This window comes from Salinicola corii (genome assembly GCF_008298015.1).
GTDB classification, from domain to species: domain Bacteria; phylum Pseudomonadota; class Gammaproteobacteria; order Pseudomonadales; family Halomonadaceae; genus Salinicola; species Salinicola corii.
On sequence record NZ_VTPX01000006.1, the window covers coordinates 37,102 to 51,380 of the forward strand.

14 protein-coding genes are annotated in these 14,279 nt (G+C 64.7%); 3 read left to right on the forward strand and 11 right to left on the reverse strand.

Annotation, left to right across the window (positions count from 1 at the left end; all coding sequences use genetic code 11):
- Positions 1–24: 24 nt before the first annotated feature.
- From hglS to miaB, 6 genes are all read right to left on the reverse strand, one after another.
- The gene (hglS, locus tag F0A16_RS11770; protein WP_149435601.1) at positions 25–1,401 is read right to left on the reverse strand and encodes a 2-oxoadipate dioxygenase/decarboxylase HglS; all 1,377 of its coding nucleotides are present in this window, start codon (positions 1,399–1,401) and stop codon (positions 25–27) included.
- 261 nt (positions 1,402–1,662) lie between these two features.
- Positions 1,663–3,150 carry an apolipoprotein N-acyltransferase gene (gene lnt, locus F0A16_RS11775; RefSeq protein WP_149435602.1) on the reverse strand — a complete coding sequence of 496 codons (1,488 nt, stop codon included), beginning with the start codon at positions 3,148–3,150 and terminating at the stop codon, positions 1,663–1,665.
- A gap of 90 nt (positions 3,151–3,240) precedes the next feature.
- Positions 3,241–4,134: an HlyC/CorC family transporter gene (locus F0A16_RS11780; RefSeq protein WP_149435603.1), complete on the reverse strand. Its 894-nt coding sequence runs from the start codon at positions 4,132–4,134 to the stop codon at positions 3,241–3,243.
- A gap of 291 nt (positions 4,135–4,425) precedes the next feature.
- Positions 4,426–4,911, reverse strand: coding sequence for an rRNA maturation RNase YbeY (gene ybeY, locus F0A16_RS11785; protein WP_149435604.1), 486 nt, complete (start codon positions 4,909–4,911; stop codon positions 4,426–4,428).
- The gene (locus F0A16_RS11790; RefSeq protein ID WP_149435783.1) at positions 4,908–5,912 is read right to left on the reverse strand and encodes a PhoH family protein; all 1,005 of its coding nucleotides are present in this window, start codon (positions 5,910–5,912) and stop codon (positions 4,908–4,910) included. The genes ybeY and F0A16_RS11790 overlap by 4 nt, the downstream gene beginning before the upstream one ends.
- 248 nt (positions 5,913–6,160) lie before the next feature.
- Positions 6,161–7,510: a tRNA (N6-isopentenyl adenosine(37)-C2)-methylthiotransferase MiaB gene (gene miaB / locus F0A16_RS11795; protein WP_149435605.1), complete on the reverse strand. Its 1,350-nt coding sequence runs from the start codon at positions 7,508–7,510 to the stop codon at positions 6,161–6,163.
- A 266-nt stretch (positions 7,511–7,776) separates the two neighbouring features.
- Between miaB and F0A16_RS11800 the strand changes: the two genes are divergently transcribed.
- The 3 genes from F0A16_RS11800 to F0A16_RS11810 all read left to right on the forward strand — a co-directional run bounded on the left by F0A16_RS11800 (position 7,777) and on the right by F0A16_RS11810 (position 9,702).
- The gene (locus F0A16_RS11800) at positions 7,777–8,106 is read left to right on the forward strand and encodes a DUF1820 family protein (protein ID WP_149435606.1); all 330 of its coding nucleotides are present in this window, start codon (positions 7,777–7,779) and stop codon (positions 8,104–8,106) included.
- A gap of 242 nt (positions 8,107–8,348) precedes the next feature.
- Complete coding sequence (locus F0A16_RS11805) at positions 8,349–8,966, forward strand: TIGR04211 family SH3 domain-containing protein (RefSeq protein WP_149435607.1); 618 nt, start codon at positions 8,349–8,351, stop codon at positions 8,964–8,966.
- Positions 8,967–8,985: 19 nt separating this feature from the next.
- Complete coding sequence (locus tag F0A16_RS11810) at positions 8,986–9,702, forward strand: class I SAM-dependent methyltransferase (protein ID WP_149435608.1); 717 nt, start codon at positions 8,986–8,988, stop codon at positions 9,700–9,702.
- 53 nt (positions 9,703–9,755) lie between these two features.
- Here F0A16_RS11810 and F0A16_RS11815 read toward each other — a convergent pair whose 3' ends face one another.
- From F0A16_RS11815 to cysP, 5 genes are all read right to left on the reverse strand, one after another.
- Positions 9,756–10,349, reverse strand: a complete 594-nt coding sequence (locus F0A16_RS11815; protein ID WP_149435609.1) for a YajG family lipoprotein — start codon at positions 10,347–10,349, stop codon at positions 9,756–9,758.
- Between the two features lie 110 nt (positions 10,350–10,459).
- Complete coding sequence (locus F0A16_RS11820) at positions 10,460–11,545, reverse strand: sulfate/molybdate ABC transporter ATP-binding protein (RefSeq protein ID WP_149435610.1); 1,086 nt, start codon at positions 11,543–11,545, stop codon at positions 10,460–10,462.
- Positions 11,542–12,369, reverse strand: a complete 828-nt coding sequence (gene cysW / locus F0A16_RS11825; protein ID WP_149435611.1) for a sulfate ABC transporter permease subunit CysW — start codon at positions 12,367–12,369, stop codon at positions 11,542–11,544. The genes F0A16_RS11820 and cysW overlap by 4 nt, the downstream gene beginning before the upstream one ends.
- Positions 12,369–13,223 carry a sulfate/thiosulfate ABC transporter permease CysT gene (gene cysT, locus F0A16_RS11830; protein WP_149435612.1) on the reverse strand — a complete coding sequence of 285 codons (855 nt, stop codon included), beginning with the start codon at positions 13,221–13,223 and terminating at the stop codon, positions 12,369–12,371. The genes cysW and cysT overlap by 1 nt, the downstream gene beginning before the upstream one ends.
- Positions 13,220–14,248, reverse strand: coding sequence for a thiosulfate ABC transporter substrate-binding protein CysP (gene cysP, locus F0A16_RS11835; RefSeq protein WP_149435613.1), 1,029 nt, complete (start codon positions 14,246–14,248; stop codon positions 13,220–13,222). Before cysP ends, cysT begins: the two co-directional genes overlap by 4 nt.
- Positions 14,249–14,279 lie beyond the last annotated feature (31 nt).

Sequence of the window (14,279 nt, forward strand, 5' to 3'; positions counted from 1 at the left end):
ACGACGCCTCCTGGGCGACAGCCCTCACGCCTGGATACCCAGCTGTTGCCTTGCCCGCTCCAACGAATCTGCCTGTAGCCGAGCGTAGAGTTCGAACTGGTCGTGGACCGGTCGGCCAAGGGCGAGTTCGAAGGCGCTCTGGTTGGATTCGCTGGCATAGGCCTGATGCGGTGCATCGCCCAGGTTCGACTGAAAGATGCCGGCAGCGCTCACCGGCAGGAAATCCTCGTAGGTGATCGGTATGGCTTCGATCCAGTCGGCCGCCATGGCAGCGTCGAGCGAGGATGGCGCCGGCTCTCCCTTGGCCAGCCGCTGGCGGCCGCTCTCGCTGACGCGGTATCGAAAGTAGGCGAGGGCGTCGCGCCGCAGCGTCTGCGGATCGTCGGGAAACGCCGAGAAGCATTCGCTCAACTGACGTTGATGCGCCGTATTGTCGGCAGCGCCCGGTGCCTGACGCGAGCGGGTCAGCAACTCGTCGTAAAGCGCCCGGCCCTTGGGCGTCAGCGCCGCGCCGCGCTGCTCGATTTCGCCGAAGCGGGCGGTATGGGTGCCGCTCTCGTCGCTGGCAGCGAAACGGACCGGCTCTTCCAGTGCCTTGAAGCTGGTCTGGCGCAGCAGGATGGGGCGCTGGCGCCGAGGCGGGCCCTCGATGACCGCCTTGGGCGTGATGCCGTAGCCCGGCATGGCGGCCTGGGCGGCGTCGATATCCAGCGTTCGCGGGGTGAGGTGATTGATGTGTGGCCCGCGGAAGCAGACCACGTCGGCCACGAGACGATGCGCGTCGTGCAGCGCCCGGTAAGTGCCGTGATCGACGGTCGCGTCGCGATGCCAGCGGAAGGTCTCGAGGATTTCGCTCACGAAGCGTTCGGCCTGATCGCTGTCGAATCCGCCCTGGCGTTCGCCGATCGCGACCAGCTCCCTGGCACCGGGCGTGAAGATGTCGCGCTCGGCCAGAATCGCGGCGGCCTGGCGGCGAAGCTCGTCCTCTTCGATCAGTTCCAGGCGCAGCAGCGAAGTGAAGACCCGGAACGGGTTGCGCTTGAGCGATGCCTCATCGATGGGCCGGAATGCGGTGGAGTGAACCGGCACGCCGGCTGCCGACAGGTCGTAGTAGCTCACCGGGAACATGCCCATCAGCGCAAAGACGCGCCTGAGCATCGACAGTTCGTCGGCGGTGCCTACCCGAATCGCACCGTGGCGCTCGACGTCCAGGCGTGACGTTTCGTCGTGGGCGCCAAACTGGGCGGCCAGCGCCGGGTCCGCCTCGAGGGTCCTACGGTTGATGTCGGCGACCAGTTTCAGCAGATCGCCATACTGCGGCACCTCCTGGCGATACATGTCGGACATGGCTTGCGAAAAGGCGCTGCGGATATCGTCGGGGGAGACCAGTGGCAGTGTCATGGCAGACTCGATGACCGGAAATGAAGACCTTCATCCAACGCTATCGGTGCTCTGGAGGCAAGCGACAGGAGTCGGCCTGGAACCAATCGATAAACACGCGTCGCATATTGGAAAAGCGGAAGAAAGTGTAGGGGCAGGAGGGAAGAAGGAAGCGCGGGGTGGCTGACGCTGGGCGGGGGATCGTTTCGAAAAGACGGCGCCGCCACCCACCGGGTTCGAGAAGGAATCCCGGCGGCGTGGCGGCGTCGTCGATGGGTCGTTTCAGGACGACTGGCGCGTCTTCCAGACCAGCGCCGGAGCCAGCAGCAGCAACGAGAGTAGCCAGGTCGGCCAGCTACCGGTGCGAGTGAACGGCGTCAGCCCGGTCATCGGAACGATATCGCCGACGACGCTGGCGGTCGCGAACTGCGGCGCGCGCTCCCGCAGACGGCCCTGATCGTCGATGATCGCGGTCACGCCGTTGCTGGTGGCGCGGACGACGTAGCGACCGTTCTCGAGCGCTCGCAGGCGTGCCATCTGCAGGTGCTGCAACGGACCGATCGAGCGGCCGAACCAGGTATCGTTGGAAACCGTCAGCAGGACGTTGGCGTCTCGCGCCCGCTCGGCGACCAGATCGGGATAGACGATCTCGTAGCAGATGGCGCTGCCGATGGCGACACCGTGGGTCAGGATCGGCGGCTGAGAATCCGCCCCGGCGGTGAAGTCCGACATCGGCAGGTCGAAGAAATCGATGATCCCGCGCAGCAGGAAATCGAGCGGCAGGAATTCGCCGAACGGCACCAGATGGCTCTTGCGATACTCGCCGCGGACATCGCCGACACCGGTAATCGCATTGTAGTAGCGCCCCGCTTCGTCACGCTGGACGATACCCGTCAGCAGCGAGGTCTCCGGCGGCAGCGTCGACTGCAGGCGGGCCATGAACGGGCGGGCCTGGCGCTCGAACATCGGCAGCGCGGTCTCCGGCCACACGATGATGTCGACATCGTCGGGTTGTTCGCGGGTCATTCGGCTATAGGTATTGACGGCGTTGCGCTGTCCCTCGGGACTCCACTTGGAGAGCTGAGGGAGATTACCCTGCAGCAGCGCGACCCGCAGCGGGTCCGCCGCCGGCGTGGTCCAGTGGCTGGGCAGCACCAGCGGCGCCAGCCAGAGCAGAGCGACCGGGGCTGCCGCCCACCAGCGCCGACGGCAGAATTCGACCAGTAGCGTTCCCGTGAGGGCGACGATCAACGACAGCAGATAGACGCCGCCGACAGGCGCCCATGGCGCCAGCGGGGAATCGACCTGGGCACTGCCCAGCAGCAGCCAGGGAAAGCCGGTGAAGGCCCAGCTGCGGAAGGCCTCTCCCAGCACCCAGATACCGGCAAAGCTGAGAAAGGCGAGCCGGGACGAGGTGAAGCGGCGGTAGAGACCGAAGACGAAGGCGTGGAACAGCGCCAGCGTGCCGACGAACAGCGCTGTCAGGAACAGCGCCAGCGGTACGCCGGTGTAGCCGTAGTCGTGGATCGAGACGTAGACCCAGGAAGTACCGGTACCGAATAGCCCGACCCCGAACAGCCAGCCGCGGAGCGCTGCCTGGCCGACGCTCAAGCGGTGCTGGCCGAGATACATTAGGGCCACCGCCACCGGCCCCAGCCACCACAGGTGGAAGGGCGCGAAGGAGAGCGTGGAGAACCCGCCGGCGACCAGCGCAGCGAGATAGCCAGGCCATGGGCGGCGGGCGGAAATCAACGGCTTGGCTTGCGGCATGTCGGGAGCTCTCCTAGCGAAAAGTGCCCCTTATATCAAAGTTGCCGGTCAAATGCGCCAAGTGGTTGCGACCCGTTCAGGCGGGATCGTTCAGCTCTCGATCCGGCGCGGGGATTCGCTCTCGATTTCGACCGGTACGGGCTTGGCCTGCAGCAGACGAATGCGGCGGTTGTCCGCGTTGAGAACCGTGAATCGCCACTCGCCGAGATCGGTATGCTCGTTGCGGCCGGGTAGATGGCCGAAACGCTGCATGATCAGGCCACCGACAGTATCGAATTCGTCATCGGAAAATGCGGTATCGAAGTGTTCGTTGAAGTCCTCGATCGGCGTCAACGCGCGTACGGCGTAGGTGCCGTCGCCCATATCGCGGATGTCCTCTTCCTCGTCGGTATCGTGCTCATCCTCGATATCGCCGACGATCTGCTCGAGGATGTCCTCGATGGTGACGATGCCGGCGGTGCCGCCGTACTCGTCGACCACGATCGCCATGTGATTGTGGGTGTCGCGGAACTCCTTGAGCAGGCTGTTGAGTCGCTTGGACTCGGGCACGAACATCGCCGGACGCAGCACATCGCGCAGCTCGAAGGCTTCGCGTTCCTGGCTGTTGCCCTTGAGCAGCGGCAGCAGGTCCTTGACCAGCAGGATGCCGAGGACGTCATCGAGGTTGTCGTCGATCACCGGATAGCGGGAATGGGCGGTCTCCAGGATGATCGGCAGGCAATCCTCCGGTCGTTGGGTCACGCTGATCGCAGTGACTTGGGAGCGGGGGATCATGACTTCGCGAACCTGCTGGTCGCTGATCTGGAAGGCGCCCTCGATGATGGTCAGGGCGTCCTGATCCAGGTTCAACCGGGGGCCGGCCTCGCGCAGGAAGGTGAGTAGCTCCTCGCGGGAGCTGGGTTCATCGAAATCGCTAGAGAAGGTACTGATGAGTTTTTCAAGCCAGGATCGACTGCCCTGGCTACTCGATCGGTCTTCGCTCATGACTGTGGTCTCTTGTCCTCGGATGACGCACGGAAGGGGGAAGTGATATCGCTCCGGGGCGTCGAGCTGGGTGATGAAGACGCCGTGGCACCCACGCGCCCGATGACGGGGCGTGTCGAATCGATGATCGATATCCAGAGAGGGCCGTCCGCGATCCGGAGGCGGCCAGGCGGAGGCTCGTCGGGCTGTTCGGCCGTCGGGGCCGGGGTCTCGCTTGATCGTTCCCAGTGATGGCAGGAAGATCTCGTCGGTGTCGGCATGGCACTGAGTGTCGGGGTTGTGAGTCGAAGTCTAGGCATCGGGTGTCGGATCGGTGTCGCGATAGGGGTCCGCGATGCCGAACCGGGCGAGCAACGCACGTTCCAGCGTCTCCATTCGCTCGGCTTCCTCGTCATCTATATGGTCATAGCCGAGCAAATGCAAGCCGCCATGTATTACCAGATGGGCGTAGTGGTCGTGGGTCGACTTGCCCTGTTCCCGCGCTTCGCGCACCACGATCTCGTGGCAGATGACCAGATCGCCGAGCAGCGGCAGCTCGAGCCCGGGGGGCGCCTCGAACGGGAAGGAGAGCACGTTGGTCGGGCTGTCCTTTCCCCGGTAGTCGCGATTGAGCTGCCGGCTCTCGTCGCATTGGACGAAACGGATGGTCAATTCGCTGCGCGGATCCGCCTCGTTCTCGAGCACCGCCGTCATCCAGCGTTCGAGGTCGGCTGCCTCGGGCAGTTCGGCTTCGGCCTGTTCGCCGACGGCGACCTGGCGATCGATTTCGAGGCTCATGAGTCGTCTTGATCCCGCTGGGTTTCGGCATCGAGACGTGCCTGGCGGCGATCCTCGCGGCGCTGGCGCTGTGCCGCCTCCTCCGTCGCCTCGTGGATGTCGTAGGCCTCGATGATGCGTTGCACCAGCGGATGGCGGACGACGTCCTTGGGAGCGAACTGGGTGATGCCGATACCCGCGGTGTCGCGCAGCACCTCGAGGACATGGATCAGCCCCGAGCTCGAGCCCCGCGGCAGATCGACCTGCGTCGCATCGCCGGTAATGACGGCGGTCGAGCCGAAGCCGATGCGGGTCAGGAACATCTTCATCTGCTCGCGGGTCGTGTTCTGGCTCTCGTCGAGGATGATGAAGGCGTTGTTGAGCGTTCGTCCGCGCATGTAGGCCAACGGTGCGATCTCGATGATCTGGCGCTCGATCAGCTTGTTGACGTGCTCGAAGCCCAGCATTTCGTAAAGCGCATCGTAGAGCGGACGCAGGTAGGGATCGATCTTCTGGGCCAGGTCGCCGGGCAGGAAGCCGAGCTTCTCGCCGGCCTCGACGGCCGGGCGCACCAGCAGGATGCGTCTGACTTCCTGACGGTTCAGCGCTTCGACTGCCGCCGCGACCGCGAGATAGGTCTTGCCGGTACCTGCGGGGCCGACGCCGAAGTTGATGTCATGGCGGCGTATGCTGGCGACATACCCCTGCTGGTTGAAGCCACGCGGTTTGATCAGTGTCCGTGGCGTACGAATCAGCAGGCCGCCGGCTTCGATATCGCCGGTCTCTTCTTCCATTGCCTCGACGCCCGACTCCTGCAGGTAGAGGTGCACGGTGTCCGGCGTCAGTTCGTCGGCTTCGGTCTCGCGATAGAGGTGCTCGAGCACGTTCGCCGCCGCCTTGACACCGGCATCCGGACCGGCGAGCTGGAAGACGTTGCCGCGATTGCGCAGGGTCACGCCCATGCGCGCCTCGACGAGCTTCAGGTGTTCATCGCGCTGGCCACAGAGATTGGCCAGGCGCATGGGGTCGTTGGGTTCGAGTGTCAGGGACACGACGCGGTTGTCGGACTGTTGGTCTTGGGTCAACGCAAAGAGATCCGTTGGAGTGGAAAAGTATCGTCAGCTTACTGCGCCGCTTCCGGTCGGAGCAATGATCGTGATCAACTCCGGCCGGCATCGCTCGCGTGGGGGGCGAACGGCGGGCTGCGGGAGTGCGGTGGCTGGACGCGGGGGCGGAGAGGTGGAGCAGGCGCGCCTCTCCATGCGCCGCGTCAATGGCGCTCGGGAGAGGCCAGCTCGCCGCGCAACGAATTGGGAAGCGCTTCGGTGATGGTGACATCGACGAAGTAGCCGATGAGCGATGTCGGATCCTCGGCCCGGAAGTTGACGACACGGTTGTTCTCGGTCCGGCCCGACAGCTGCCCGGGGTCCTTGGGCGAGAAGCCGGTCACCAGGATGCGCTCGCGGTTGCCGACCATGCGGCGGCTGATCTGCTGGGTCTGCTGGTTGAGTCGGTCCTGCAGGATCGCCAGCCGCTGCTTCTTGGTCTCCACCGATGTCTCGTCCGGCAGGCTGGAAGCGGGCGTGCCGGGGCGCTTGGAATAGATGAAGCTGAACGACGCATCGAAGCCGATGCGGTGGATCAGGTCCATGGTGTCCTCGAAGTCGGCGTCGGTCTCGCCGGGGAAGCCGATGATGAAGTCCGAGGAGAAGCTGATGTCCGGGCGCAGGGCGCGAATGCGCTCGAGCTTGTCGATATACATGTCGCGCCCGTGTCCCCGTTTCATGGCCGCCAGGATGCGGTCCGAGCCCGACTGGACCGGCAGATGCAGATGGCTGACCAGTTCCGGGATCTCGCCGTAGGCTTCGATCAGGCTGTCGGAAAATTCGACCGGGTGCGAGGTGGTGAAGCGAATGCGGTCGATGCCGTCCACCGCCGCCACGCAGGCGATCAGTTCCGCCAGGTCGATCTCGTCGCCGCCCGCGTCGAGCCCGCGGTAGGCGTTGACGTTCTGGCCCAGCAGATTGATCTCGCGAACGCCCTGGTCGGCCAGATGCACGACCTCCTCCATCACCGACTCGAAGGGCCTGGACACCTCTTCGCCGCGGGTATAGGGGACGACACAGAAAGTGCAGTACTTGGAGCAGCCTTCCATGATCGAGACGAACGCCGTGGCGCCGTCGGATTTCGGCTTGGGCAGATGGTCGAACTTCTCGATCTCGGGGAAGGTGACGTCCACCGTCTGGATCGGCGTCGCGCTCTTGCTGCGCGCGTCGAGCATGGTCGGCAGCCGGTGCAGCGTCTGCGGGCCGAACACCATGTCGACATGCGGTGCGCGCTTGCGGATGTTCTCGCCTTCCTGGCTGGCCACGCAGCCACCCACCCCGATGACCAGATCCGGATTTGCGGCCTTCAGCTTTTTCCAGCGCCCGAGCTGGTGGAACACCTTTTCCTGCGCCTTTTCGCGAATCGAACACGTGTTGAGCAGGATGACGTCGGCCTCACCCTCCTTGTCGGTGAGTTCCAGACGATGAGATTCGCCGAGCAGGTCCGCGATGCGGGCGGAGTCGTACTCGTTCATCTGACAGCCGTGGGTCTTGATGAACAGCTTCTTCGTCATAGGTTGCGTTGCTGCGGCCATGCGCGCGTCACCGATGCCCCGTGGAGGATGAGAAAAATAGCCGGAACCGGCTGCCGGCGTGGAGTCGCTGGCGGGCCGTGCTTCCTCGAGAACGCGGCATTATACGGGCGATGGAGCGATACAGCCAACCCGTGTCGCTCGCATGGCGTGGCGGCTGTGGTACCCTTGCGCCTATTTGCGACGCCATGGTTCCGGGATCGAGTGCCCGTGAGCCTGGCAGATGTTATCGAGAGAGCCGTTAGTCTATGCCCAGTAAGCCGATCTATCGGGTAGTGTTTCACAATCAGGGTGAGGTGTGGGAACTCTACGCCAGGGAGATCTTCCAAAGCGATCTGTGGGGCTTCATCGAGATCGAGTCCTTCGTGTTCGAGGACCAGACCAAAGTGGTCGTCGACCCCGGCGCCGAGAAACTGCGCCGGACCTTCGATGGCGTCAATCGCAGCTATATCCCCTACAGTGCGATCGTGCGTATCGACGAGGTGGAGCGAGGCGGCGCGGCCAAGGCGGTCAAGGCCGAAGGCAACGTCACCGAGTTCCCGCGGCCCATGGCCTGGCCGCCCAGGGATGACGGCTGAGACGACAGCTGGAAACGCCACGGGTTGGTCAGTTTTTCACCAGTTTGTCGCGAATGCCTAGGCAGCCGGTGAATGGCGTCACTGTTACGCAAGTTGTCCAAATGGTTATCCACAAAAGGTGTGGATGATTGGTTCATCGCTCTCGCAGGAGGCGAGGCGCGGTCTCATCGTCGCCCGATTCATCGTTGCGTGAATACGAGATGCCCAACCGTTATCGATTAGCCACTTAAGATCACGACGATATGTTGAAAATTCGAAATCTAGTCATGGGATGTGCCTTGAGCGCAGCTCTGTTCTCCGCTTCCGCCCTGGCGCAGGATGGCCACTGGGTCAGCGACTCCCTGACCACGTTCGTGCGCAGCGGGCCGACCGACGGCTATCGCATCGTGGGAACGCTCACCAGTGGCGATCCGGTCACGGTGCTGCAGACCCAGGGCGACTACACCCAGGTCCGTGGCCCGGATGGCGACGAAGTGTGGGTGCAGTCCCAGTTCATCCAGGACCAGCCCAGCGCCCAGCAGCAGCTGCCGGCGCTGCAGAAGAAGGTCGACCAGCTGACCACGCGCCTCGATGGCATCGACGACGAGTGGAACCAGCGGGTTGCCGACATGCGCAACGAACTGAAGGACCGCCAGGCTCAGGTCGATGAGCTCCAGGCCACCAACAATCAGCTCAACCAGGCCTACTCCCAGTCCGAAAGCAAGATGCGCGAGATGCAGGCGCGTCTGGACACCCAGGAGGAGGACCTGCTGATGCGCTACTTCATGTATGGCGGCGGTGTCGCTGGGGCGGGCCTGATTCTGGGGCTGATCGTTCCGCACCTGCCTCGCCGCCGTCGCAAGCGCGACCGCTGGTTCTGAGCCTGCGGATGCAGCGGGCATGAGCGGGACGGACTGGTTGCAGCGCTGGCGGCAGGGGCGCATCGGGTTTCACCGCGAGTTGCCGCATCCGGCACTGGAGACTTTCTGGCACCGGCTCGAGTTGGGTGCCGGCGCCAAGGTTCTGGTGCCTCTCTGCGGCAAGAGCCGCGACATGCGCTGGCTGGTCGAGCGCGGCAACCCGGTGCTGGGAATCGAGCTGTCGCCACTGGCCATCGAACAGTTCATCTCGGAGGAGCAGCTTGTCGCGGAGAAGAGGCGGGCGGCGCTGCGTTATCGCCAGTCCGGCTTCGAGTGCACCCGCCTGGGGCGTGTCGAGCTGTGGTGTGGCGATTTCTTTCACTTCCAGGTGGAGCAGGCTGCCGAACTGGCGGGCTTCTACGACCGTGCCGCACTGATCGCGCTGCCGCCCGCCACGCGTCAACGCTACGCCCACCATCTGGCTCAGCTGTTGCTGCCCGGCACGCGCGGCCTGCTGATTACCCTGACCCACGACGACCCCGACCTGGGCCCGCCGTTCAGCGTGACCCACGCCGAGGTCGAGGCGCTGATGGCGCCGAATTTCGAGCTGGTGCTGTGCGACGTCACCGCGGCCGCCGATGGCATGGTCGAGAGCGTCTGGCAACTGACCCGGCGCGGTCCCGCCCGCCAGGCGAGGCCTGGCCCCGTCCAGAGAGGGACACCGGCAAACGACGAACCGCCTGTCACGTCACCGTGACAGGCGGTTCGTCGTTGCGGCATGCCGATGATGGCACGCGCGCTCCCCGGCGGTCAGCGGGCCAGCAGGTTGGCCAGCTGCTGGTCGCGGAACGTCCGGTCGAGGGCATTGCTCAACAGTTCACTCACCATGCGGTTGTTGGTATCCCAGTCCGGCTTGAGTGCGTAGCTCTGTGAGCGTTTGGCGGTGTAGCGGCCGGTATAGGTGTTGCCGCCGTTGTCGACTTCCGCCTGGATGACCGCCTGCAGCTGCGAGGCGCCCAGTAGCGGCTGCTCGGCCGTGCCGCGCGCGTAGTTCAGCTCCGACAGGGTCAGGGTCAGGGCGGGGCCGCCATCGTTCTGGCTGGTCGGATTGAAGCCCATGCTCCGCAGGGCGTTCTCCGCCTGAGCGCGAATCTTGGGAATCACGTCGTGGGCTTCGACGGTAATCGTCGATGTCGCCGAGGCCGTTCCCGAACGGGTGCCGATGACGCTGCTGTCCCGTCCATCGACCACTTCGAGGGCGACCGACTGCCCGTTGCCGGTGTGCGGGAAGTCGCCGCTCACCTTGGGACTCACGGACAGGATCTGTGGACTCTGCGCACACGCCGTCAGCAGGCCGAGCAGCAGCATTGTGGCCGTGCACTTGAGTGCAAACCATTGACGCATAACAGTGAACCTCTCGAATCATGGGAACGGACAAGGCTCATTATAGACACCGCTTGTCCGTTTCCGGAACGTCAATGGGCGCATCGCCCAGCTCGCCGGCGCGGTCCGGTTCAGGAGGTCGCCAGCGGTGCCAGTGTCTGCGGTCGTGGCGTGTCGAAGCGATGCAGGCGGCTGGGCTTTGCGAAAAGGCGCCTGCCTCGTTTCAAGTCCAGACGCTCGAACTCGGCGTGACCGATGGTGGCCAGCCAAGGTTCGCCGAGCCAGTCAGCCTCCAGCTCGAGACGGACTTCCGCGCCGACCGGGACCACGGCCGTGACGCTGACCGGAAGATGCGCGCGGGTATCGGGCTGTTCTTCCAGCCGGGTCTCGTGAGGTCGCAGCAACAGCTCCTGGCGGCCATTCTCGACGCCGGGTACCGCAACGCGTGCGTCGCCGCAGGTCAGGACTTCGTCTTCGACATCGCCCTCGAGCCGGTTGACGTCTCCCAGGAACTCGAACACGAACTGGTTGGCGGGTTGGCGATAGAGGGTGTCCGGCGTGGCGATCTGCTCGACCCGGCCGTTGCTCATCACCACCACCCGATCCGACAGCTCCAGCGCCTCTTCCTGATCGTGGGTCACGAACAGGCTGGTGAAGTGGAGTTCTTCATGGAGATGACGCAGCCACCGGCGTAGCTCCTGGCGGACCTTGGCGTCCAGTGCGCCGAACGGCTCGTCGAGCAGCAGCACGTCGGGCTTCAGGGCCAGGGCGCGGGCCAGCGAGACGCGCTGTTGCTGGCCGCCGGAGAGCTGAGCCGGGAAGCGCTGGGCGAAATCCTGCAGCCGGACCATCTCCAGCAGTTGCATGACCCGCGAACGGATCTCGCCGCTGGACGGCCGCGTGGCCCTCGGCATGGCGGTGAGACCGAAGGCGACGTTGTCGAATACGCTCATGTGGCGAAACAGCGCGTAGTGCTGGAACACGAAGCCGATGCGCCGGTCGCGCACGTGCACCCGGGTCACGTCGCGGTCGCCGAAGTGGATCGAGCCGCCGTCGGCCTGTTCGAGGCCCGCGACGATGCGCAGCAGCGTGGTCTTGCCGGAACCGGAAGGGCCGAGTAGCCCGATCAACTCGCCATCGTGGATATCGAGATCGATGGGCTCCAGGGCGCGGGTGCGCCCATAGCGCTTGTCGATCTGCGAGATGCGAATACTCATGTCGCGGTCTCCCGGCGCGTGGCGCGCCATTCGAGTGCGGCCTTGGCGGCCAACGTCAGCAGTGCCAGCAATGCCAGCAGCGAGGCACTGGTGAAGGCACCGACGGTGTTGTAGTCCTGGTAGAGCTGTTCGACCTGTAACGGCAGGGTGTTGGTCTGGCCACGAATCGCCCCGGCGACCACCGATACCGCGCCGAATTCGCCGACGGCACGGGCATTGGTCAGGATCACGCCGTAGAGCAGGGCGTGGCGGATGTTCGGCAGCGTGACGCGACGGAAGATCGTCCAGCCGGAAGCGCCGAGGGTGACGGCGGCTTCTTCCTCGCGCGAGCCCTGCGCCTGCATCAGCGGAATCAGTTCGCGCGCGACGAACGGACAGGTCACGAACAGCGTCACCAGCACGATGCCGGGCCAGGCGAACATGATCTGAATATCGTGGGCGTCGAGCCAGCCGCCGAGCCAGCCATTGCGGCCGTAGAGCAGCAGGTAGACGAGGCCCGCGACCACCGGCGAGACCGCGAACGGAATATCGATCAGCGTCTGCAGCAGGCGCCGGCCGGGAAAGTCGAAACGCGTCACCAGCCAGGCCAGGAACACCCCGAAGATCAGGTTGACCGGCACCGTGATCGCCGCCACCAGCAGGGTCAGGCCGATGGCGGAGAGGGTGTAGGCATTGCTGAGGTTTTGCCAATAGACGTCGATGCCGCTCATCAGTGCCTGGGCGAAGATCGCCACCAGTGGCAGCAGCAGGAACAGCGTCGTCAGTGCCAGCGCCGTGCCGATCAGCAGGCGGCGGACACGCGGTGCGTCACCGATGCGAACCATCAGCCGCGTCCTCCATGCAACCGCTTGATGAAGCGGCCCTGCCACAGGTTGATCGCCAGCAGCAGCGCCAGCGAGGTCGCGAGAACGATCGACGCCACGGCCGAGGCCCCGGCGTAGTCGTACTCCTGCAGCTTGACGAAGACCATCAGCGACGTGATCTCGGTCTCGTAAGGCTTGCCGCCGGCAATGAAGATCACCGCGCCGAATTCGCCCAGTGAACGTACGAAGGCGAGCCCGGTGCCGGTAACCAGCGCCGGCCACAGATAGGGCAGGATAACGCGCCGAAAGGCGTGGCCGTCGCTGGCGCCGAGCGTCATCGCGGCCTCGTCCACCTCGGCGGGCAGGTCCTCCAGTACCGGCTGCACGGTGCGCACCACGAAGGGGATGCTGGTAAAGGCCATCGCCAGGGCGATGCCGATCCAGGTGTAGGAGACCGAGATTCCCAACGGTTCCAGCAACCGTCCGATCCAGCCGTTACTGGAGTAGAGGGTTGCCAGGGTGATGCCGGCAACAGCGGTGGGCAGCGCAAAGGGCAGGTCCATCAGCGCGTCGACCAGGCGTTTACCGGGGAATTCGTAGCGCACCAGCACCCATGCCATCAGCAAGCCGAACGCGGCGTTGAACAGCGCCGCGACCCCGGCGCCGAATAGCGTGACGGCGTAGCTCGCCAGCAGGCGGGGATCGGTGATCAGAAACCAGTACTGCGACCAGCTCAACTGCGACAGCTGCCCCACCAGACTGGTCAGGGGCAGCAGCAGGACCAGCGAGACGAAGGTCAGCGAGATGCCGAGGGAGAGGCCGAAGCCTGGCAGCACTCGGCGTTCGCGGCTCCGCGAGAGGGCCTGGGCGATCATCGGCGCTGTAGTTGATCCAGTTCACCGCCGCTGGCGAAGTGCGTCTTCATCGCTTCCGGCCAGCTGCCGAAGACGTCTTCGACGCGCAGCAGTTCGGTTTCCGGGAACTGGTCGCTGAACTCGGCGGCGACCTTCTCGTCGTTGACGCGATAGTTGAAGCCCGCCAGCAGGCGTTGCGCTTCCTCGGTGTAGAGATAGTCGAGATAGCCCTTGGCCAGGTCTTCATTGCCGTTGCGCTGGGCGTACTCGTCGACCACCGCCACCGGGAACTCGGCCAGGATGCTGACCGGCGGCACCACCACCTCGTAGTCGTCCTTGCCGTACTCGTTGCGGATGTTGTTGACCTCGGATTCGAAGGTGATCAGGACGTCGCCGATCCCGCGCTCGACGAAGGTCGTCGTCGCGCCGCGGCCGCCGGTGTCGAACACTTCGACGTTGCCGAGGAACGTCTTCATGTAGTCCTCGATCTTCGTCTCGTCGCCATCGAAGGCCTGATCGGCGTAACCCCAGGCCGCCAGATAGGTGTAGCGTCCGTTGCCCGAGGTCTTGGGGTTGGGGAACACCAGCGAGACGTCATCGCGGGCCAGATCGTCCCAGTTCTCGATCTGCTTGGGGTTGCCCTTGCGCACCAGGAACGCGGTGGTGGAGTAGTAGGGCGAAGCGTTGTTCGGGTATCGATCCTGCCAATCCTCGGCGACCAGCCCGGCGTCGGCGAGCACGTTGACATCGGTGACCTGGTTGAACGTCACCACGTCGGCGCGCAGTCCCTGCATGATCGAGCGCGCCTGGGTCGAGGAGCCGCCATGGGACTGCTTCACGCTGACGCTCTCGTCGTGCTGCGCCTGCCACCAGTCGATGAACTTCGGATTGACCGCGGCGAACAGTTCGCGGGCGATGTCATAGGAGGAGTTGAGCAGCTCCCGCGGTTCGTCCTGGGCCTGCGCAGGCGACAGGGCGCCTAGAGCGAGGGTCAGTCCGAAGGCGGAGGCGGCGAATAGCGAGCGAGGTCTGGAAAGCCCGAGCATGAGTCTGTTCCCTACGGATTATTAGCGATGC